The organism is Kitasatospora sp. NPDC043949 (assembly GCF_056435365.1).
In genome coordinates this window covers 21,649-41,039 of record NZ_JBWKEQ010000064.1, presented here as the reverse complement: position 1 = coordinate 41,039, position 19,391 = coordinate 21,649, and the positions used below count along the sequence as shown (strand labels likewise).

General features: G+C 71.9%; 21 protein-coding genes. 11 read left to right on the top strand and 10 right to left on the bottom strand.

Annotation, left to right across the window (positions count from 1 at the left end):
- Positions 1 to 87: 87 nt before the first annotated feature.
- From AC07AL_RS34045 to AC07AL_RS34030, 4 genes are all read right to left on the bottom strand, one after another.
- Entirely contained in the window at positions 88 to 213 is a 126-nt protein-coding gene (locus AC07AL_RS34045; protein ID WP_478319287.1) for a hypothetical protein, read from the bottom strand.
- Between the two features lie 206 nt (positions 214 to 419).
- Entirely contained in the window at positions 420 to 710 is a 291-nt protein-coding gene (locus AC07AL_RS34040) for an ASCH domain-containing protein (RefSeq protein ID WP_478319288.1), read from the bottom strand.
- 289 nt (positions 711 to 999) lie between these two features.
- Entirely contained in the window at positions 1,000 to 1,197 is a 198-nt protein-coding gene (locus tag AC07AL_RS34035) for a DUF397 domain-containing protein (RefSeq protein ID WP_400810423.1), read from the bottom strand.
- Entirely contained in the window at positions 1,190 to 1,981 is a 792-nt protein-coding gene (locus tag AC07AL_RS34030) for a helix-turn-helix domain-containing protein (protein ID WP_478319286.1), read from the bottom strand. The genes AC07AL_RS34035 and AC07AL_RS34030 overlap by 8 nt, the downstream gene beginning before the upstream one ends.
- Before the next feature lie 181 nt (positions 1,982 to 2,162).
- Between AC07AL_RS34030 and AC07AL_RS34025 the strand changes: the two genes are divergently transcribed.
- From AC07AL_RS34025 to AC07AL_RS34005, 5 genes are all read left to right on the top strand, one after another.
- Positions 2,163 to 2,612: an ATP-binding protein gene (locus AC07AL_RS34025; protein ID WP_478319285.1), complete on the top strand. Its 450-nt coding sequence runs from the start codon at positions 2,163 to 2,165 to the stop codon at positions 2,610 to 2,612.
- 13 nt (positions 2,613 to 2,625) lie between these two features.
- A complete protein-coding gene (locus AC07AL_RS34020) occupies positions 2,626 to 3,186 on the top strand; it encodes a hypothetical protein (RefSeq protein WP_478319284.1) in 561 nt (186 codons plus the stop codon).
- A gap of 384 nt (positions 3,187 to 3,570) precedes the next feature.
- The gene (locus AC07AL_RS34015; protein WP_400476464.1) at positions 3,571 to 3,894 is read left to right on the top strand and encodes a hypothetical protein; all 324 of its coding nucleotides are present in this window, start codon (positions 3,571 to 3,573) and stop codon (positions 3,892 to 3,894) included.
- On the top strand, positions 3,887 to 4,348 hold the full coding sequence (locus tag AC07AL_RS34010) for a DUF6879 family protein (protein WP_478319283.1): 462 nt from the start codon (positions 3,887 to 3,889) through the stop codon (positions 4,346 to 4,348). The genes AC07AL_RS34015 and AC07AL_RS34010 overlap by 8 nt, the downstream gene beginning before the upstream one ends.
- Positions 4,349 to 4,385: 37 nt before the next feature.
- Positions 4,386 to 5,234 carry a helix-turn-helix domain-containing protein gene (locus tag AC07AL_RS34005; RefSeq protein WP_478319282.1) on the top strand — a complete coding sequence of 283 codons (849 nt, stop codon included), beginning with the start codon at positions 4,386 to 4,388 and terminating at the stop codon, positions 5,232 to 5,234.
- A gap of 128 nt (positions 5,235 to 5,362) precedes the next feature.
- On the opposite strand, the gene AC07AL_RS34000 is transcribed toward AC07AL_RS34005, so the two are convergent.
- The 6 genes from AC07AL_RS34000 to AC07AL_RS33975 form a co-directional block, all read right to left on the bottom strand.
- Positions 5,363 to 6,646, bottom strand: a complete 1,284-nt coding sequence (locus AC07AL_RS34000) for a sugar ABC transporter permease (RefSeq protein WP_478319281.1) — start codon at positions 6,644 to 6,646, stop codon at positions 5,363 to 5,365.
- Positions 6,643 to 7,428, bottom strand: coding sequence for an ATP-binding cassette domain-containing protein (locus AC07AL_RS33995; RefSeq protein WP_363587872.1), 786 nt, complete (start codon positions 7,426 to 7,428; stop codon positions 6,643 to 6,645). The genes AC07AL_RS34000 and AC07AL_RS33995 overlap by 4 nt, the downstream gene beginning before the upstream one ends.
- A 57-nt stretch (positions 7,429 to 7,485) precedes the next feature.
- Positions 7,486 to 8,580: a sugar ABC transporter substrate-binding protein gene (locus AC07AL_RS33990; RefSeq protein ID WP_363587874.1), complete on the bottom strand. Its 1,095-nt coding sequence runs from the start codon at positions 8,578 to 8,580 to the stop codon at positions 7,486 to 7,488.
- A 312-nt stretch (positions 8,581 to 8,892) separates the two neighbouring features.
- Positions 8,893 to 9,276, bottom strand: coding sequence for a hypothetical protein (locus AC07AL_RS33985; RefSeq protein ID WP_478319280.1), 384 nt, complete (start codon positions 9,274 to 9,276; stop codon positions 8,893 to 8,895).
- A 146-nt stretch (positions 9,277 to 9,422) separates the two neighbouring features.
- Positions 9,423 to 10,319: a KPN_02809 family neutral zinc metallopeptidase gene (gene ypfJ / locus AC07AL_RS33980; RefSeq protein WP_363587878.1), complete on the bottom strand. Its 897-nt coding sequence runs from the start codon at positions 10,317 to 10,319 to the stop codon at positions 9,423 to 9,425.
- A 251-nt stretch (positions 10,320 to 10,570) separates the two neighbouring features.
- Positions 10,571 to 11,473, bottom strand: coding sequence for an EamA family transporter (locus AC07AL_RS33975; RefSeq protein WP_478319279.1), 903 nt, complete (start codon positions 11,471 to 11,473; stop codon positions 10,571 to 10,573).
- Positions 11,474 to 11,521: 48 nt separating this feature from the next.
- Here AC07AL_RS33975 and AC07AL_RS33970 point away from each other — a divergent pair, with 48 nt between their 5' ends.
- The 6 genes from AC07AL_RS33970 to AC07AL_RS33945 all read left to right on the top strand — a co-directional run bounded on the left by AC07AL_RS33970 (position 11,522) and on the right by AC07AL_RS33945 (position 19,220).
- Entirely contained in the window at positions 11,522 to 12,094 is a 573-nt protein-coding gene (locus AC07AL_RS33970) for a MarR family winged helix-turn-helix transcriptional regulator (protein WP_363632427.1), read from the top strand.
- Positions 12,091 to 12,630 carry a DUF6328 family protein gene (locus tag AC07AL_RS33965; protein WP_363587884.1) on the top strand — a complete coding sequence of 180 codons (540 nt, stop codon included), beginning with the start codon at positions 12,091 to 12,093 and terminating at the stop codon, positions 12,628 to 12,630. The genes AC07AL_RS33970 and AC07AL_RS33965 overlap by 4 nt, the downstream gene beginning before the upstream one ends.
- 226 nt (positions 12,631 to 12,856) lie before the next feature.
- A complete protein-coding gene (locus AC07AL_RS33960; RefSeq protein WP_478319278.1) occupies positions 12,857 to 13,504 on the top strand; it encodes an AAA family ATPase in 648 nt (215 codons plus the stop codon).
- Positions 13,505 to 13,539: 35 nt separating this feature from the next.
- Complete coding sequence (locus AC07AL_RS33955; RefSeq protein ID WP_363587888.1) at positions 13,540 to 14,070, top strand: P-loop nucleotide/nucleoside kinase family protein; 531 nt, start codon at positions 13,540 to 13,542, stop codon at positions 14,068 to 14,070.
- An 80-nt stretch (positions 14,071 to 14,150) separates the two neighbouring features.
- Positions 14,151 to 14,366, top strand: coding sequence for a hypothetical protein (locus AC07AL_RS33950; RefSeq protein WP_478319277.1), 216 nt, complete (start codon positions 14,151 to 14,153; stop codon positions 14,364 to 14,366).
- A gap of 435 nt (positions 14,367 to 14,801) precedes the next feature.
- Positions 14,802 to 19,220, top strand: a complete 4,419-nt coding sequence (locus AC07AL_RS33945) for a beta strand repeat-containing protein (RefSeq protein WP_478319276.1) — start codon at positions 14,802 to 14,804, stop codon at positions 19,218 to 19,220.
- The last annotated feature ends 171 nt before the right edge of the window (positions 19,221 to 19,391 follow it).

The window sequence follows — 19,391 nt, the reverse complement described above, 5'->3', positions numbered from 1 at the left end:
AGTACCGCCCCGACATCCTCGACGGATTCCTCGCCGGGACCGGCCTCTCCCTCGACCTCCCGCCGCCATCACCCTGAAGCGCCAATGTCAGTAAGCGCCTTCCGCCAGCCGGTTCCGGATCGCCACTTCCATGGCCGCCGTCTTCTCGGGGAACACGTAACCAGCGGTGATCCGGGCGAGGGCGGTGTCGAGTATCGCTCCATGAGTGATCATTCGCGCGATCGTAGGTCAAGGCCGAACCGATGCCCAGCGGTTTCTCAGCGAACTCCTCACCGCCACCCCCTCCCCCGGCCCCCGCCTCAAACCCGCCCTCACCCACTGCCGCACCCAAGCCACCCACACCACCCGCACCTGAAAACCCGTTCCGCGCACAGGAAGTCGGCCCCGCCGACTTCCCGCGCAGCGCGGTCGCTCCCCGGCTACGGGGCGAGCCGCAGGTGGATCGCGAGGACGCCGAGCCGCTCCTTCTCCAGCGGGTGGATCTCGCGATAGGCGGCGAGGAGTTCGGCCCGGCTCACCCCCTCGGATCCGATCGCCTCCAGGTCCTCGGCATCGAGCATCGCGTCGAAGCCCGGGTACTCCACCACCTCGGTGACCCGGGCGCGGTAGCGGGCGTCCCTGGACTCGAAGACGAGCAACTGCCCCGGATGGATCTTCCGCATGCTGGGGTAGCCGACGCGCACCTCGACGGTTTTGGTGCCGCCGGCGATCAGGTCGAGAGTTCCTGGGACTTCTCACGCAGCGTCATCGCAGAGAAGGACATCCGTCGGGTGGCCAGGCTCAACGGTGCCCGCCCCCGAGGAGCGTGCACCCGACGCCAGACCGTGGCCCGCGCGGCCTGGCGCCAGTGGAACCCTTCGTCACCCCTTGCCCGCAGGAGACGCGCCGTGCCCCCCCGGCTGCTCGCCCATCGGCGATGCAAGCCAGCATGAAGCCGACGATGCGGCACCACACTCCTCGGAAGCAGCCCCGGCCGGAGGCCTCACATCCGGCTTCGATTCAGACTTCGCCGAACTCGCCGCTTCGGACAGCGGCAACGAACGAGTCCCAGCCCTCGGCCGAGAAGGCCAGCGCCGGGCCCTGGGGGTCCTTGGAGTCACGGACCCTGCCCGGGTGCACATCGTCCACCTCTACGCAGCCGCCCCCGCCATTGCTGTAGGTGCTCTTGCGCCACTTGGCGCCCGTTGGGTCATGCATGGTCCAGTTCCTCCCGTGTCTCCCGGATCCTGGCCAAACTGTCCGGCTGGCTGTGCGCGTTGACCTGGAGTCGATCGTATCTATCGACCCATCGGGCCACCGTCTCGGCGTCTTGTTCCAGGTATCCCCGTTGAAGCGTCTCCGTGTACCCGACCAAAGCACGATTGGGGAGGGTCAAGAGCGTGACGGGGTGGGACAGCGACCGATCCTCGGCGAGGCGGTACGGAGAGATCTGGATGATCACATTTGGGTGATCACACAGGCTCTCCAGGTGAGAGAGTTGCACGGCCATAATCTCCCGACCGCCGATCGGTCGACGCAGGACTCCCTCGTCCAGGACGACGTGGATCATCGTTCCTCTGTCGAGCATGAGTTGACGCTGCGCCAGCAGGCTGAGCCTCTCGTCGGCCTGCTCCTGCGTCGCTTCCCCTCGACGGACGATGCCGGCCTCGTAGGCCGCGCTGTAGTCCGGGTGCTGGAGTATGCCCGACACCATATCCGTGTCGAACAGTCTGACTGTGATCGCTTCGCGCTCCCGGCGAAGGTACTCGGAGAACCCCGGCAACAGAGCGCCGTTCTTCCAGCTCCACCACAGTCCCGTCAGGGCGCCACCGGCATCGAGGGCGGCGTCCACGCGTTCTACGAACTTTAAAGACGGCGCTTGTTTAGCTCGCTCCACGTTCGAGATGTAGACGTTGGAGTACCCGACTCGCACGCCGAGTTCGATCTGTGTCATCCCCTTGGCCTGGCGCGACCGGCTGATCTGAACAGCCAGGGCTTCCAACGGGGATGACGTTGGGTCAAGTGTGCGACGAACCAAGATCGCCTTCTTTAAAATCCGCCGGACTAGAGATTTGAAACTCTTTCGATCCTAGAGCAGGCTGAGCCATCCTGGTAGTCATTCGACTACTGACCGAAGTGGGCGCACTCCATTCGCATACACCCTCCCCTTGAGGTGCTTCGCCATGCTCAAAATCCGTACCGCTCCCCGCCCCCGCACGTTCGCCGCGCGCCTGGACTCCCGCACCGAATCCACCCCCGTCGCCCGGCAGTTGATCCGCGCCTACCTCGCCGCGCTCCCCACCGGCGACCGCTACACCGACACCGCCGAACTCCTCCTCGGCGAACTCTTCGCCAACGCCGTCCAGCACACCGACGCCCCCGCCGACCGCCTCATCGAAATCCGCTTCGCCCTCACCGGCGACCGCCTCCGACTCGAAGTCCACGACGCCGGCACCGGCCGCCCCTCCCTCCGCACCCCCACACCCGAGGACGAACACGGACGCGGCGTCCTCCTCGTCAACGAACTCGCCGAGAAGTGGGGTTGCTGCCCCCGCGCCGGCGGGGTCGGCAAGTTCGTCTGGGCCCTGATCGCCCCCGCACCCTCCCCCACTTCCACCCTCCTCACCGTCTGAACAGGTGCCCACCATGCGACTCCCCCTCACCGCCCGGCACCTGTTCGACATCGGTTCCACCCCCGCCGACGCCTACGCCACCCTCGCGCGCCGCACCCGCGAGCCCCTGCGCTCAGCCCGCGCCGTCTGCATCGCCCTCGGCATCCCGGCGGCCGAGACGCAGCGCCGCCTCGACGACTGCTTCGACGCCCTGCTCGCCAGCCCCCGCCCCGGCTCCGAGAACGACACCGGCGAACTCCTCGAAGCCCTCGGCGTCTTCGACATCCCCAAAACCCCCGACAACCGCGACCTCGCCGTCATCGACCTCTTCCTCACCGCCATCGACGCCCACGGCAGCATCCGCGCCGGCCACCAACACGGCCTCACCCGCTGGTTCACCACCGGCAACCTCACCACCGCCTACCTCTCCCTCACCGCCACCCAACCCCACCCCACCACCGGCGACCCCACCCACTACTGGACCGCCCTCGTCGACGCCGGCGAACTCCTCGTCGCCGCCCCCACCGCAGACATCCGCATCAAGCACGCCCTCGCCCACTGCCGAGACCGCGCCGCCCGAACCACCCGATCCTGAGCAACACCCCACCGTGCGCAGGAAGTCGGGCCCGCCGACTTCCTGCGCAGCGCGGTCGGCTCGTCCAGGTCAGCCGGGCGCCACCCGCGGACATGCGAGTGGCGCCCGGGGCGGCCGGACCTCAGGGCCGCCATCCGCCGACACCCTCCACTTCCACTCGCCTCGGCACCACACGGCGGTTTCTAGGGGCCTTTCGTGCGTTCTGGGCCTGTGGAATCCAACAGGCCCAACGGCCCGCCGGCCGTGGGACAAGTCCGGCTCCTCTTGCGTGGAGGGGTATCAGAGGTGTGGCTCTGCCCGGGTTCGTGCAATTTCGTGCATGCGGGGTTGTGCTTCTGACTCGCAGGGCTGACGGTGGTGCACGTCCCTGCAACTCCACAGACGTTGGAGATCGTCATGGCACTAGGTTTTGTGGGCATCGACCCCAGCACGGGCGGCGGAGGCTCGCCTACCGTGTGGGTCGAGGACGAGGCGGAGGAGATCGTCGTGCAGAGTTGGACGGCCGATGACGCCCTCTGCGAGAAGATCGCAGGGACCGAGTGGGTTCCCGGCCACACGCTCGGGATTCCCGCTCATGAGTCCGTGATCCGTATCCCGGCCCGCATGGCGCCGATCCTGAAGGAGGCTGTCGAACGTGTCGAACGTGCCCGACTTCGCCACGCTGCTGAGGAGCACTCAGAGGACCGCAGTTCATCTGGAGATGCGTGACGCCTACGCCGTGGGCGACGAGGCGGAGGAGATCGATCGCTTCGCCCGCACCGGCGAGATCGAGCTGGACCCCGAAGCGTCGTGGTGGCCCAAGTGGCTGGGACTCGTCCGCGAGACGGTCGGTCGTGGCGTGGTCATGCGGCGGGCCCGGATCGTGTCCGAGCCGGTGACCGACTACATCCGGTGGGAGCACGCGGTTACCCCGATGAACCTGGCGGCCGGAGAACTGGTTCGGTGGCTGCCGAGGAGTCAGACGTCGAACATCGCGCTGCCGGGGAACGACTTCTGGCTGATCGACGACAAGCTGGTGCTGTTCCACTTCTTCACGGGGTACGGCGACTGGGCCGAGCCCGGGTTCGCCTTCTCCGAGGACTCCGCGACGGTTCGTCTCGTCTCCTCCGCGTTCGAGGCTGTGTGGGAGCGTGGCACCCCGCACGACGAGTACAGCGTCTGACCCGCCCTTACCCTGCGAGCACCGGACCGCCAGACCTATGCCGAAGTCTCCGTCATCAAGCGCGCAAGCGGCGCGTCTTGCCCTTGCCAACCGCCTTGTCGATCTCCGCAAGGATGCCGGCCTGACGGGTAGGCAGCTGGCGTTCCGGTGCGGGTGGAACCCTTCGAAGGTCTCCCGCATCCAGAGTGCGCGAACCCCTCCGTCTGACTCCGACATTCGGGCATGGTGCACTGCTTGCACAGCGGCTGACCAGTCGGACGACCTGATCGCCACGTCGAGAGCGGTCGAGTCGATGTACATGGAGTGGCGTCGGCTGCACCGTGCAGGGATGCGCCAGGTGCAGGAGGACTTCTACACGCTCCACGAGCGGGCGGAGTTGTGCCGGACGTACGTCTCCAATGTCGTTCCCGGCTTCCTCCAGACGCCCGGGTACGCAACCGCCCTGATGCGCTCCATCACGGAGTTCCAGGGGACCCCTGATGACGTGGCCGACGCCGTTGCCGCACGGGTGGCGAGAGGACGGCTCCTGAACGAGGGCAGGCACAGGTTCGCTGTGCTGATGGAGGAATGGGTGCTCCGCTCCCGGATCGGTGACGCGGAGACCATGGCCGGTCAACTAGGCCATCTGCTGGCGGTGATGCCGCTGGCATCGCTGTCGCTGGGGGTCATCCCATCCACCGCACAGCGCCGCATGTGGCCCCTCGAAGCGTTCTACCTGTACGACGATCGGCATGCTGTCGTGGAGACGTTGACAGCTGAGGTCAACGTCACCCAGCCCCGCGAGATCGCTGACTACATCCGGGCGTTCGGCGAGTTGCAGCGCCTCGCGGTCTACGGTGCCCGGGCACGTGCGCTCATCACGTCGGCAATAGCCGCCCTCGGGTGAATCCGTGCGCGGGGGCCTTGCCGGCGCCGGGCTCCTCGGGCGGGGCGGCCGCGCGTTTCCTGGCCTGGCGCCCCGCGATGCGGCGGGGCGCCAGGCCGGTAGACGCGGGCCCGGGTCTTTCGGCTTGGCTAGGTGCGGGCGGCGGTGGTGCGGGTGCGGCGGGAGAGGGAGTCCAGGACGACGGCGGCGAGCAGGACGGCGCCGGTGATCATGTACTGGATGGCCTGGGCGGCGTGGACCATGTCCAGGCCGGTGGTGATGGACTGGATCACCAGGATGCCCAGCAGCGCGGACCAGGTCTTGCCGCGGCCGCCGAAGAGGCTGGTGCCGCCGATGACGGCGGCGGCGATCGCGCTCATCAGGACGTTGCCGCCGCCCAGTTGCTTGTCGGCGGAGCCCTGCTGGGAGGCGTAGAACAACCCGCCCAGGCCGGCCAGGAACGCGGACAGCATGAAGACGGAGATCCGCACCCGGGCCACGTTGACGCCGGCGCGCCGGGCGGCCTCCACGCCGCCGCCGACCGCGAAGATCTGGCGCCCGTAGGAGGTGCGGCGCAGGACGAAGTCGGTGAGGACGACGACGCCCACCAGCACGACCAGGGGCAGCGGCAGGCCGCGGTCCTGGTTGAGGGCGTAGGCGGTGGCGAGGGTGAGCACGGCCAGGGCGCCGGTGCGCACCACGGTGTCGGCGGTGGGGCGGGCGGTGAGGCCGGCGGCGGTGCGCCGGCGGGCGGTGCGCAGGTGGGCGAGCAGGTAGAGGGCGGGGGCGAGGACCGCCAGGGCCCAGGCGTAGGCGATGTCGCCATCGCCGAGGAAGGTGGTGTCGAGGGTGGCGATGAGGCCGCCGTGGCGGTTGTTGACGGTGCCGAGGTCGCCCAGGACGTACTCCTGCAGGCCGCTCCAGGTGAGCATGCCGGCGAGGGTGACGACGAAGGCGGGGACGCCGACGCGGGCGAAGAAGAGGCCGTGCAGCAGGCCCATGACGGTGGCCGCGGCGAGGGCGGCGAGCACGGCGAGCCATTCGGCGACGCCCTGGCGCACGGCGAGGACGGCGGCGAGGGCGGCGCTGGCGCCGGCGACGGAGCCCAGGGAGAGGTCGATCTCGCCGAGGATGAGGACGAAGACGACGCCCACCGCGATGAGGCCGGGGCCGGCGATGAAGCGGGTGATGTTGGTGAGGTTGTCGGCCTGGAGGAAGTGGCCGGTGACGGACTGGAAGATGACGGCGATCAGGATGAGGCCGACGACGACGGGCAGGGAGCCGAGTTCGCCGGCGGCCAGGCGCCGGCGGGCGGCGTCCAGGTAGCCGGCGGGGCCGGCGGCCCGGGTGTGCAGGCGGGGGTCGGCGCCGGGGGCCGCGGGGGTGTCGCCGGGGGCCGCGGGGGTGTCGGCGGGGGTGCTGGGCGTGGTCATGCGGCGTCCTCCTCCTCGGTGTGGCGGGCCTGGCGCCGGGCGTGGGCGTTGTCGGTGGCTCCGGTGATGGCGGAGACGATCTGCTCCTGGGTGGTGCCGGCGACGGGGAAGACGCCGTTGTTGCGGCCCAGCCGCAGGACGGCGACGGTGTCGGCGACGGCCCGCACGTCGGCCATGTTGTGGCTGACGAGGACGACGGCCAGGCCGCGTTCGCGCAGCCGCTCGACGAGGTCGAGGACCTGGGCGGTCTGTTCGACGCCGAGGGCGGCGGTGGGCTCGTCCAGGATGACGAGGGCGGGCTCGCCGACGAGGGCGCGGGCGATGGCGACGACCTGGCGCTGGCCGCCGGAGAGCGCGGCGACGGGGGTGCGCACGTCGGGGATGCGGATGGCGAGGGTGTCGAGGAGTTCGCGGGCGTGCTGCTCCATGGCGACCTCGTCCAGGAGCCCTCGGCGGCGTTTCTCGCGGCCGAGGAACAGGTTCGCGATGACGTCGAGGTTGTCGCACAGGGCGAGGTCCTGGTAGACGGTGGCGATGCCGAGGGCCTGGGCGTCCTGGGGGCGGGTCAGGCGCACGGGCTCGCCGTGCCAGGTGATGGTGCCCTCGTCGACGGGGTGGACGCCCGCGATGGTCTTGACGAGGGTGGACTTGCCGGCGCCGTTGTCTCCGACGAGGGCGAGGACTTCACCGGTGTGCACGTCGAGGCCGACATCGGTGAGGGCCTGGACGGCACCGAAGCGCTTGGAGACCGAGCGCAGCTGGAGGACGGGTGCGCCTGTCACATGAACCTTCTTCTGCGGTGGTGGACTTGGACCCGGGTCGAACTGGGCGGGGCCGGGCTACTTGAGGCCGGCGGCGGCGCAGGCGGCGGCGTAGTCGGCGGTGCAGATGTCGGAGACCTTGTAGAGGCCGTCGGCGACGACCGTGGTGGCGATGTTGGCCTTGGTGACGACCTTGGCGTCCAGGAACTTGGCGGGGATGGCCTTGTCGGTGGCGCTGTCGACGGTGGCGGTGGCGACGGCCTTGACGTCCTTGCCCTTGAGGAGGGCGACGGCCAGTTCGGCGGCGGAGTCGGCGAGCGGGCGGTAGGCCTTGTAGATGGTGAAGGCCTGGTCGCCGTTGACGATGCGCTGGATCGCGTCGAGGCCGGCGTCCTGGCCGCCGACGGGGACCTTGATGCCGGCGCCCTGGAGCTGGGTGATGATGGCGCCGGCCATGCCGTCGTTGGCGGAGTAGACGGCCTGGAAGCCGTTCTTGCCGAGCTGGGTGACGGCGGCGCCGATCTTCTGGCCGGCGACGGTGGCGTCCCACTGGCCGGACTGCTCGTAGACGATCTTCTTGACCTTGGCGTCGAGGATCTTGTGGGCGCCGGTCTTGAAGTCGGCGGCGTTGGGGTCGGCCTCGTCGCCGTTGATCATGGCGACGTTGGCGTCGGCGGCCTGCGGGCCGAGGGCGTCGACGAGGGCCTGGCCCTGGAGTTCGCCGACCTTCTCGTTGTCGAAGGAGGCGTAGGCGGCGACCGGTCCGGTGGCCAGGCGGTCGTAGGCGACGACCTTGACGCCCTTGGCGGCGGCCTCCTGGACCCAGCCCTGGGTGGACTTGGCGTTGAAGGGGTCCAGGATGATCACCTTCACGCCCTGGGCGAGGAGGGTGTCGAACTGCTGCTTCTGCTTGGCGGCGCTGCCCTCGGCGTTGTTGTACAGGACCTTGCAGTCCGCGCACAGGGCGGCCACCTTGGCCTCGACGAAGGGGCGGTCGAAGGATTCGTAGCGGGTGGAGGAGGCGTTCTCGGGTAGGAGCAGCCCGATGGACTTGCCGTCTCCGGAGGCGGCCGCGTCCTTCTTGTCGCCGCCCGCCTTGCCGCAGGCGGCCATGGACAGGGCCAGTGAGATGCCGGTGGTGGCGATGAGGACGCGACGCAGTGCTGCGTTCATGGGGGTGCCTCTCCCTGACGTCGCCGCGGCTCTGCGGCGGGGTGGGGGGAGTTAAACCTGAACGCGTACATGACGTCAATAAGTAAATTCAGACTGCGGGCGATGCGCCTCTACTCGTTATCTTCATGAACACTGACGGGGAGTTGAAACCTGGAGGAAGCTCCAAATGACGGAACGGCGGCGCCCGTTGCGGGGCCCGCCGTTCAAGAGTCGATCAACCTGCCGGAGCGTCAGGAAGGCGGGGCGCCCGCCGTCCCCCGTGCGGCGGGCGCCCCCGTGCGGAGGTGGTACCGGTGCGTCAGGAACGACGCGTCAGGGGCGGTCGAGGGTGATCGAGTTGATCGGGCCCAGGTCGTACCAGACGCCGTTCTGCGCCGGGATGTCGTAGACGCAGCTGCCGCCGCCCGAGCCCCGACACAGGTGGGCGTGGGCGCCGCCGGACTGGTTGTTGAGGACCCAGTGGTTGCCGTACTGGTTGCTCAGGTTGTGCGCGCCGTAGCTCCAGTACACCTCGCTCGGGGCCGAGGCCGGGTTCTGGTTCTGCGGGTAGACGCAGACCGCCCCGTACGGACAGCCCGCCCAGGAGCCGTCGGCGGCGCCGGCGCTGCCGGCGCCCAGGGTGGTCAGGGTGGTCAGGGTGGTCAGGGCCGCGGTCGCGAGGGCGAGGGCGGCGACGGCGTGGGTGATCCTGCGCATGGATGGTTCTCCCTTGGCTGGTGAGCGGCCTGACGTGGGGTCCGGCCGGTGCTCAGCAGCCTAGGAACGCGGGCGCGGCGGCGGTCCCTGACATCTGACAGGGGCGCGCCGCCGCACTCCGGGAGCCGGTTCGCCGGCTCACCGGGCTAGAGCTTGCCGAAGGTGTCGCACTGGGCGAGGTCGCCGGTGCGGTAACCGGTGGTGAACCAGGTCTTGCGCTGGTCGGAGGAGCCGTGGGTCCAGCTCTCCGGGTTGACCCGGCCGGTGGCCTGCTTCTGGATCCGGTCGTCGCCGACGGCCGCGGCCGCGTCCAGGCCCTGGGCGATGTCCTGGTCGGTGAGGGAGGCGATCAGCGGCCGCCCGGTGGAGGGCTGCGGGGTGGTGGTGGCGTGGTGCGCCCACACCCCGGCGTAGCAGTCGGCCTGGAGTTCCAGCTTCACGGAGGCGCTGTTGGCGCCCTGGCGGTCGCTGCCCACCTTCTGCATGGTGCCGAGGAGGTTCTGGATGTGGTGGCCGTACTCGTGGGCGACGACGTAGGACTCGGCGAAGGGCCCGCCCTTGGCGCCGAAGCGGGCCGAGAGCTCGTTGAAGAAGCCGAGGTCGAAGTAGGCCTTCCGGTCGCCGGGGCAGTAGAACGGGCCGACGGCGGAGGTCGCCGGGCCGCAGGCGGTGGAGACCTGACCGGTGAACAGCACCGTCTCGGCGTTGCGGTACGCGGTGCCCGTGCGCTTGGGCAGTTCGGCGCGCCAGAACTCCTGCACGCTGTTGGTGACCGCCACGATCCGGCAGTCCTGGCGCCGGTTGGCGTCCGCGCCGGTCTTGCAGGCCTGCTGCACCTCGCCGGCGGTGTGCGCGCCGCTGGAGGTGGTGGAGCCGCCGCCGGAGGACAGGCCCAGCAGCTGGGGGTCCACGCCCAGGACGACCGCGAACAGTACGACGATCAGGCCCACCGCCCCGCCGCCGATGGCGACCTTCCCGCCCGGGATCCCGCGCCGGTCGTCCACCTGCGAGGTGTCGAGGTCGCCCTGGTCGTCGAACTGCATGCCCCTGCCCGCTTCTGTCGTGTTTGTCAGTACTGGTGACGGTCTGTGCCGGTGACGGCCCGCCCAGCCTACGGGCAGCGGGCGCCGGCGCGGCGCAGCGGGGCGCGGGCGCCAGGGGCCGGTCAGGACGGGGCGGGGCCGGGCGGCGACTGCGGCCGTGGCCGTGGCCGTGGCGATCGGGCACCGCTCCCCCGAGGCCGCACGCGCCGTCCTGGGCCATCACCTGGCCCGACTGTTGGACTGTCGGTCCGTCAATTCTTGACGCGGGTCATGGATTTGGCCACGACTGAGGCTTCGGCAGGGCGGGCGGGCCCGCGGGGGCGGCCGAGCAGGACGCCGGCCAGGACCAGGGCCAGCCCGCACACCTGGCGCGCGCCGAGCCCCTCCCCCGCGAGGCCGGCGCCCAGCAGGACGCCGGCGAGCGGGTTGAGCAGGCCGAGCAGCCCGACCGTGCCGGCCGGCAGGTGGCGCAGGCCCGCGAACCAGAGGGCGAAGGCGAGGGCGGTGGCCACCAGGGCGACGTAGCCGAAGGCCGGGAGCGTGCGGGCGTCCATCGCCGGGGGCGCGCCCTCCACGGCGGCGGCCAGGGGCAGCAGCATCAGGCCGCCGGCGGTCAGCTGCCAGGAGGTGACGGCCAGTGGGTCCGCGCCCTCGCGCCAGCGGGCGGCCAGCACGTAGCCGACGCAGGAGACCAGCATCGCCGCCACCGACGCCGCCAGCCCCGCCCCGCTGACCGTGCCGCCCGCGCCGAGCAGCGTCAGCGCCACCCCGCCCAGGCCCACCACCGCGCCGACCAGGTGGGCGCGGTGCGGGCGCTGCCCGGCCAGCGCCCAGGCGGTGAGCAGCATCGCCAGCGGGGAGGCGGCCATGACGGTGGCGGCGGTGCTGGTGGGCAGCAGTTGGGAGGCGAGGTAGAGCAGGACGAAGAACACCGCGGCGTTCAGCAGTCCGAGCAGGGCGCTGCGCCACCACCAGGGCCCGTGCGGGCGGCGGCGGGACAGGGCGAGCAGGACCAGTCCGGCGGGCAGGGCGCGCAGGGCCGCGCCCCACAGGGGCCGGTCGGCGGGCAGGTAGGCGTGGGTGACGTAGTAGTTGGCGCCCCAGGCGAGCGGCGCGACCGCGGTCAGCAGCACCCACCGCAGATTGGCTTCCATGGAAGGCAATATACCTTCCCAGGAAGGTACTGGCGGTAGGATGGCCCCATGGAGCACCACCAGCAGCACCCCCGGACGCCCTCCCCGCCGGGCGCGGACGCCGACCACGTGGCGCTGATCCAGGCCCAGTGGCGGCGCGAACGCCCCGACCTCGACGTCTCCCCGCTGGCCGTCATCGGCCGCCTGCACCGCCTCGCCGCCCGGCTGACCGGCGAACTCGCCCTGGTCTACTCCCGCTACGGCCTCGGCGAGGGCGAGTTCGACGTCCTGGCCGCGCTGCGCCGGGCCGGCGCCCCATACGAGCGGGCCCCCGGGGAGCTCGCCGCCCACACCATGGTCACCACCGGCGCGATGACCAAACGGATCGACCGCCTCGAACGCGCCGGGCTGGTCACCCGCCGCCTCGCCGAGGGCGACCGGCGCGGGCGCCTCGTCGCCCTCACCGACGCCGGCCTGCGGCTGATCGACGAGGCGTTCACCGCCCACATGCGCAACGAGCACCGCCTGCTCGCCCTCCTGTCCCCCGAGGAGGCCGCCGCCCTGCAGACCCTCCTCACCGCCTGGCAGCACCGCCTGGACGGCACCGCACCGGGCGGCGGGCCAGCAGAATGTGACGCATGACCAGCACTCCGCCGCCGTCCCAGCCCGAACCCGAGCCCGGACCGCAGCCCCAGCCGCCCCAGCCGTCGCCGTCCGGCAGCCCGGAGAGCCCGGGGGCCCGGGCCGACCGGCGGCTGGTGGAACTGCTGCAGGAGCTGCGGGTGCTGCAGACCGGCGTGCAGATCGTGTTCGCGTTCCTGCTCGGGGTCGCCTTCACCCCGCGCTTCGCCACCCTCACCGACGGCCAGCAGGACGTCTACGTCACCACCCTGCTGCTGGCCGTCATCTCCTCGGCCGTGTTCGCCACCCCGGTGGCGCTGCACCGCGGGCTGTTCCGCCACCCCGGCAAGGCGCGGATCGTCAAGGTCTCCGCCCACATCGCCCAGCTGGGCCTGATGCTGCTCGCCTGCGCGCTCACCGGCGCCGTGCTGCTCGTCCTGGACGTCGTGCTCGGGACCGCCACGGCCCTGGCCATCACCTCCGTCGTCGCGCTGATCTTCGCCGGGCTGTGGTTCGTCCTGCCCTGGGCGGTGCGCCGCCCGCTGCACGACGACTGAACCGGCGCCCGGCGGCCGGCACCACCGGGGACAGTGCGCCCGCTTCCCGTCACCCGCGCCGCGCCGGGGGCGGGCGCGGCGCGGGTGACGGACGGGACCGGGCCGGGGCCGGCTGTCGGGCGCCGGGGGCCAGGCGAGGAAGTCCCACATCTCCCTCACCCCTCAGAGCCCGCCCGCCCCCGAAACCGCTTACCGCCCCACCCCGCGCGGCGGGTACCGTGCCCGGATGCGCAGCAACGACGACAACGGCAGCAGGGACGGCAACGGGAACGGCAACGGCAGCGCCCCCACCTGGGACGTCCTGCTGCTCGGCGGCGCCTCCGGCCTCGGCAAGAGCCGCGCCGCCGCCGAACTCGCCCGGCACAGCGGCGCGTTCGTGGTCGAGTTCGACGACGTCGCCGCCGCCCTGCACGCCGCCACCACCGCCGAGGGCCACCCCGGCCTGCACCACTTCGACGGGCTCGACGACCCCGACGCGCTGCCCGCCGACCGCGTCCTGGAACTGCAGATCGCCACCGCCCGCGCCCTGGACGACGCCCTGCTCGGCGTGGTGCGCAACCGCCTCACCGTCGACGTGCCCGCGATCGTCGAAGGCGACTACCTCACCCCGGCCGCCGCCGCCCGCGCCGCCGCCGAGGCCGCCGGACAGGGCCGCGTCGTGCGCGCCGCGTTCCTGCACGAGGGCGACGCGGCCGGCATCAGCGCCAACTACGCCCAGCGGGAACCCGACTGCGGCCCGCAGGAGCGCCGCGCCGCCGTCAGCGCCCGCTACTCCCACTGGCTCGCCGACCAGGCCCGCACCCACCACCTGCCCGTCCTGGACTGCCGCCCCTACCCCACCCTCGCCGACCGCCTGCTCCGCGCCCTGACCTGACCTGACCTGACCTGGCCTGACGAAAGGGGTCCGAGATGCTGATCGTGGTGAGCGGCGGGCCGGGCAGCGGGAAGACGACGCTGGCCCACGCGCTGGCACAGGCCCTCGGCTGCCCGGCGGTGTGCCGGGACGAGCTGAAGGAGGGCCTGGTGCACGCGGGCACCCGGGCCGGGAACCCCGACGAGGCGGTGCGCGCGGCGTTCTTCGACGTCCTGGAGGTCCTGGTGCGCGCGGGGGTGAGCGTGGTGGCGGAGGCCGCGTACCAGGACCGGCTGTGGCGGCCCGGCCTGAGCCCGCTGGCCGAACACGCCGAACTGCGCATCGTGCACTGCCGGGTGGACCCGGCAGTGGCCCGCGCCCGGATCCGCACCCGCCTGACGACGCACCCGCACCGCGCCGCGCACGCCGACCGCACGCTCCTCGCCGCCCCGCCCGGCCCGGGCAACCTGCTGGACGACTTCACCCCGCCGTCCCTGCCGGCGCCGCACCTGCACGTGGACACCACCCACGGCTACCGCCCGCCGCTGGCCGACATCGCCGCCTTCGCCACCGGACCCGGCGACTGACGAACCATCAATTCTCCGGCTGCGAACAGCCCCGGCCGGCCAACTGCGCCGCCCCGCTCGGCGCCGCCACCCTCGGCGCGGTGCGCCGCCGCGGCGCCTTCGTCGCGGTGGCCGGCGGCAGCCGGCCGGCGGGCCTGCGCGGCATCCGCGGCATCCGCGGCATCCGCGGCATCCGCGTGGCCAACGCGTGGATCACCGCCGACGGCCGCCTCACCCTGCGCCTGGCCCGCGCCGCCGACGCCCGCACCCGCCTCGCCGCCGGCGGCCTGCGCGAGCGCCCGGTGCTCGTCCCGTGAACAGGGCCCGCCCCTGCCAAGGCCGTTCGGGAGGCACCGGGTACCGCCCCGGCCCTCCGCCATGCTCGGCGCTCCTCGATCCGGTCGGATCAACTCCTTCTGGCAGAAGGTGAGTTACGCACAACACGGGCGTGCCCAGCGGGTCTCGCGCGCAAGGCGGTCTCGCCGGGCCCACTGCGCCCGACCGTCCGTCGGCGGGTGGAGCCCCAGGGGCGGGCGGGGGCCGCCACGATCGCCGCAGTACCGGCCGTCACTCCGACGGCCGCACCTTGACGGCCCGTCCGCTATTGCCGGCCCGTCCCTGTGGGCCGCCGGGATGACTTCCCCCGCGTGCCGAATCGGCCCGGATGGTGTATACGGCATAGTCGTTTCGTCACCTTATGGCGTATTTATGCCGCCATCCACGCGTCCCGTGAACACCCTGGGGAGTCCCCGATGCCCGAAGTCAGACGCCGCTGGGGCTTGGCCCGAGCCTTCGAGGCACCGGGGAGAGCCGCCCCGAATCGGCGCGGCTGGTCCGGAGTACTCGCGGCCGTGCTGATGCTGGCGCCGGTGCCGCTCGTCCCGCTGCTGGCCGCCCCCGCCGCGCACGCGGCTCAGGCGTGCCCGGCGGATGCCGGCTACACCGACTGCCTGTCCTTCGCCTACACCGGAAGCGACCAGGACTTCACCGTCCCCACCGGGGTCTCCTCGATCAGGGCGAAGGCCTGGGGCGCGGGTGCGGCCGCCGACGGCGACACCGCCGCGGCCGGCCGCGAGCACGCGAACCGGCCGGGCGCCGCCGGCGCCTACGCGACCGCGCTACTGGAAGTGACGGCCGGACAGCGACTGACGGTGGTACCGGGTCAGGGCGGGCGCTCGCACCCCGACGCCGCAGACTCCCCGGCGGCCCGCAACGGCGGCGCCTCCACCATCCGGTCGGGCCAGTCCCACACCCCCGCGGACACCCTGCTGGCAGCCGACGGCGGCACGGCCACGAGCGCGACTGAGACCGCGAGCGGCGCCGGTGCTGCCGGGGCCGGTCCTGAAGACGGGCCGCAAGGCCTTGCCCCTCACGTGACCGAGCGCCAGTACGTCACCGGGGCGGCCTTCGGCGGCTTCGCGCCGTCCATCACGGACGTCAACGGCGCCGATACCGACGCCAACACCGGCGCCGACGCGGCCAAGGGCGGCGGCCACAGCGGCGACGGCGGCAACGGCCTCGTCGTGCTGGAGTGGAAGGATCCCGGCGCCGGCGCCACGACGGCGAAGGCCGACCCGTCAGCGGCCTCGACGCCCACCGGCCAGAGCAGCGCTCCAGGAGCCCCGTCCCCGGAGACCACGCCGTCCCCAGAGACCACGCCATCCGCAGCGGCCGGACCGGCCGGCCCGAGCAGCGCCGCCCCGCTCGGCCGCTTGCCCCGGGCACCCGGCGACCCCCTGGACTGCACGGGCAACACGATCTACGCCATCCAGCGCGGCTCCTCCACCGCCGCGACCGGCACCCTGCTCGCCCTGGCCGCCGGCACCGTCGGCGGATCCAGCGTGACCGCGACGACGGTCAGCACGCTCCCCGCCGGGTCGGGCTTCACCAACGCCCTCGGAATCACCGACGGCGGCACCGCCGCCTACGTGGTCGACCAGACCCCGACCGTCGCCGGGTCCGTCAACGTGTACGGCTACAACGCGGCCACCGGGGCCTGGACCACCTACACCGGATCCGCCGGCGCCACCACCGACTCCTTCGTCGCCGGCGCGGTGAACCCGGCCAACGGCATCTACTACTACGCCAGCTTCGAACCCGGCACGGCGACCACACCCGGCGTGGCCACCCTCTACGGCTTCAACACCGTCACCAACACCGCGATCCCCGGCGTGATCGCCACGTTCGACCTGCCGGTCACCGGAGCCTCCGGCCCCAACGGCGACATCACCTTCGACGCCGCCGGCAACCTCTACGTCCTCTCCTCCGTCGGCACCGACGCCGCCATCGGTCGGGTGGCCGGGCCGATCCCCACCACGGGGTCGGCCACCGGTGTGCCGCTGACCGACACGGTGCTGAGCACCCTGCCCAACCCGAACGGCAACTCGTTCAACGGGGCGGCCTTCGACAACGCCGGAAACCTCTACATCGAGTTCGCCTCGGGGAGCACCACCTACCTGGAGCAGCTCAACCCGAACACCGGCGCGATCACGGCCGGGCCCACGCCGTACTCCAACAACGCCTTCCTGTCCGTGGACCTCGGCGCCTGCTCCACCAACCCGACCCTGGCCCTGCAGAAGAACATCGTCGGCCGGTTCGCCGAGTCGACCACCTCGAACGACCAGTTCGGCCTGGCGATCACCGGCGGCGGCATCACCCAGGGCAACACCGCCACCACGACCGGCACCAGCACCGGCGTCCAGACACCCCCCGCCGGCCCGGTCATCGCCGTGTCGGGGACCACCTACACGCTGACCGAGACCGCCGCCTCCGGCAGCCTCGCCAACTACACCACCGCCTACGACTGCGTCGACACCGCCAACGGCAACGCCCCGGTCGCCTCGGGCACCGGAGCGACCACCTTCAACCTGCCGTTCCCGCCCACGGTGGAGGGCAAGAACAGCCCGATGGTGCTCTGCACCTTCACCAACACCCCGGTCCCCGCGACGCCCTCGCTCACGATCGTGAAGACCGCGTCCCCGACCACGGTCACCGCCGTCGGGCAGACCGTCGACTACAGCTTCCTGGTCACCAACACCGGCAACGTCACCCTCACCAACGTGACGGTGAACGAGACCGCGTTCTCCGGCACCGGCACCCCACCCGTGATCACCTGCCCGGCAGGCGCGGCCTCCCTCGCCCCCGGCGCGTCGGTGACCTGCACCGCCCCCTACACGGTGACGCAGGCCGACATCAACGCGGGCTCGATCACCAACACGGCAACGGCGACGGGCACTCCGCCCACCGGCCCGCCGGTGACCTCACCGCCCTCCAGCGCAACCGTCACCGCGACACCGGCTCCGGCGATCACGATCATGAAGACCGCGTCCCCGACCACGGTTTCGACCGTCGGGCAGGTCGTGGACTACAGCTTCCTGGTCACCAACACCGGCAACGTCACCCTCACCGACGTGACGGTGAACGAGACCGCGTTCTCCGGCACCGGCACCCCACCGGTGGTGACGTGCCCGGCCGGCGCGGCCTCGCTGGCGCCCGGCGCGTCGGTGACGTGTACTGCGAGCTATGCGGTGACGCAGGCCGACATCAACGCGGGCAGCATCACGGACACCGCGACGGCCACCGGCACACCGCCCACCGGCCCGCCGGTGACCTCACCGCCCTCCAGCGCGACCGTCACCGCGACGTCCAACCCGGCGCTCACCATCCTGAAGTCGGTGGATGCGACGGAACTGACCGGTGCCGGCCAGGTGCTGCACTACTCCTTCCTGGTGACCAACACCGGGAACGTGACCCTGACCAATGTCACCGTGAACGAGACCGCGTTCTCCGGCACCGGCACCCCGCCCGTGATCACCTGCCCGGCCGGCGCCGCCTCCCTCGCGCCCGGTGCGTCCGTGACCTGCACCGCCAGCTACACCGTCACGCAGGCGGATGTCGACAGTGGGAAGGTCACCAACACGGCGACGGCGACAGGTACCCCGCCCACCGGCCCGCCGGTGACGTCCCCGCCGTCCTCGACCAGCGTCCCGAACACCCCGGCCCCGGCGCTCACCATCGTCAAGTCCGCCTCGCCGACCACGGTTTCGACCGTCGGGCAGGTCGTGGACTACAGCTTCCTGGTGACCAACACCGGGAACGTGACCCTGACCAACGTGACGGTGAACGAGACCGCGTTCTCCGGCACCGGCACCCCGCCCGTGATCACCTGCCCGGCAGGCGCCGCCTCCCTCGCGCCCGGCGCGTCCGTGACCTGCACCGCCACCTACACCGTCACACAGGCTGATCTCAACGCCGGCAGCATCACGGACACCGCGACGGCCACCGGCACACCGCCCACCGGCCCGCCCGTAACCTCACCGCCGTCCAGCGCGACCGTCACCGCGACGTCCAACCCGGCGCTCACCATCGTCAAGTCGGTGGATGCGACGGAACTGACCGCCGTCGGCCAGATGCTGCACTACTCCTTCCTGGTGACCAACACCGGCAACGTGACCCTGACCAACGTCACCGTGAACGAGACGGCGTTCTCCGGCAGCGGCACCGCTCCCGTGGTGACCTGCCCGGCGGGCGCGGCCTCGCTCGCACCGGGCGCGTCCGTGACCTGCACCGCCAGCTACACCGTCACGCAGGCCGACCTGGACGGCGGCAAGGTCGCCAACACGGCAACAGCGACGGGCACTCCGCCCACCGGCCCGCCCGCGACGTCCCCGCCGTCCTCGACCAGCGTCCCGAACACCCCGGCCCCGGCGCTCACCGTGGTGAAGTCGGCTTCCCCGACCACGGTCACGGCCGCGGGTCAGACCGTCGACTACAGCTTCCTGGTGACCAACACCGGGAACGTCACACTGACCGACGTGACGGTGAACGAGACGGCCTTCTCCGGCAGCGGCACCGCGCCCGTGGTGACCTGCCCGGCCGGCGCCGCCTCTCTCGCACCGGGCGCGTCCGTGACCTGCACCGCCACCTACACCGTCACGCAGGCCGACCTGAACAGCGGGAAGATCACCAATACCTCGACGGCGACGGGCACTCCGCCGTCCGGTCCGCCGGTGACCTCCCCGCCGTCCAGCGCGACGGTGACCGCGAAGCCGCCGCACGGCCACCTGCCGAGCACCGGCGCGAACACCCACCTGGCCGGGCTGGCGGGGAGTCTCCTGCTCCTCGGCGGTGGGCTGGCGCTGGTGACGCGCCGCACCCGTCGTCGCGGCTAGCAACGGCGGCTGACGGCGGGGGGGGGGGGGGGGGGGGGGGGGGGGGGGGGGGGGGGGGGGGGGGGGGGGGGGGGGGGGGGGGGGGTGGTGGTGGGGGGGGGGGGGGGGGGGGGGGGGGGGGGTTGGGGTGTCGTGCTTCGATTCGTTGAACAGTAGGGACGAGGAAGGCGA

Coding starts and splice junctions, on each gene's coding strand:
- AC07AL_RS34045 (WP_478319287.1), bottom strand. CDS start 213: ATGATCACTCATGGAGCGATACTCGACACCGCCCTCGCCCGGATCACC.
- AC07AL_RS34035 (WP_400810423.1), bottom strand. CDS start 1,197: ATGCATGACCCAACGGGCGCCAAGTGGCGCAAGAGCACCTACAGCAAT.
- AC07AL_RS34025 (WP_478319285.1), top strand. CDS start 2,163: ATGCTCAAAATCCGTACCGCTCCCCGCCCCCGCACGTTCGCCGCGCGC.
- AC07AL_RS34020 (WP_478319284.1), top strand. CDS start 2,626: ATGCGACTCCCCCTCACCGCCCGGCACCTGTTCGACATCGGTTCCACC.
- AC07AL_RS34010 (WP_478319283.1), top strand. CDS start 3,887: ATGCGTGACGCCTACGCCGTGGGCGACGAGGCGGAGGAGATCGATCGC.
- AC07AL_RS34005 (WP_478319282.1), top strand. CDS start 4,386: ATGCCGAAGTCTCCGTCATCAAGCGCGCAAGCGGCGCGTCTTGCCCTT.
- AC07AL_RS34000 (WP_478319281.1), bottom strand. CDS start 6,646: ATGACCACGCCCAGCACCCCCGCCGACACCCCCGCGGCCCCCGGCGAC.
- AC07AL_RS33990 (WP_363587874.1), bottom strand. CDS start 8,580: ATGAACGCAGCACTGCGTCGCGTCCTCATCGCCACCACCGGCATCTCA.
- AC07AL_RS33985 (WP_478319280.1), bottom strand. CDS start 9,276: ATGCGCAGGATCACCCACGCCGTCGCCGCCCTCGCCCTCGCGACCGCG.
- ypfJ (WP_363587878.1), bottom strand. CDS start 10,319: ATGCAGTTCGACGACCAGGGCGACCTCGACACCTCGCAGGTGGACGAC.
- AC07AL_RS33975 (WP_478319279.1), bottom strand. CDS start 11,473: ATGGAAGCCAATCTGCGGTGGGTGCTGCTGACCGCGGTCGCGCCGCTC.
- AC07AL_RS33970 (WP_363632427.1), top strand. CDS start 11,522: ATGGAGCACCACCAGCAGCACCCCCGGACGCCCTCCCCGCCGGGCGCG.
- AC07AL_RS33965 (WP_363587884.1), top strand. CDS start 12,091: ATGACCAGCACTCCGCCGCCGTCCCAGCCCGAACCCGAGCCCGGACCG.
- AC07AL_RS33960 (WP_478319278.1), top strand. CDS start 12,857: ATGCGCAGCAACGACGACAACGGCAGCAGGGACGGCAACGGGAACGGC.
- AC07AL_RS33955 (WP_363587888.1), top strand. CDS start 13,540: ATGCTGATCGTGGTGAGCGGCGGGCCGGGCAGCGGGAAGACGACGCTG.
- AC07AL_RS33945 (WP_478319276.1), top strand. CDS start 14,802: ATGCCCGAAGTCAGACGCCGCTGGGGCTTGGCCCGAGCCTTCGAGGCA.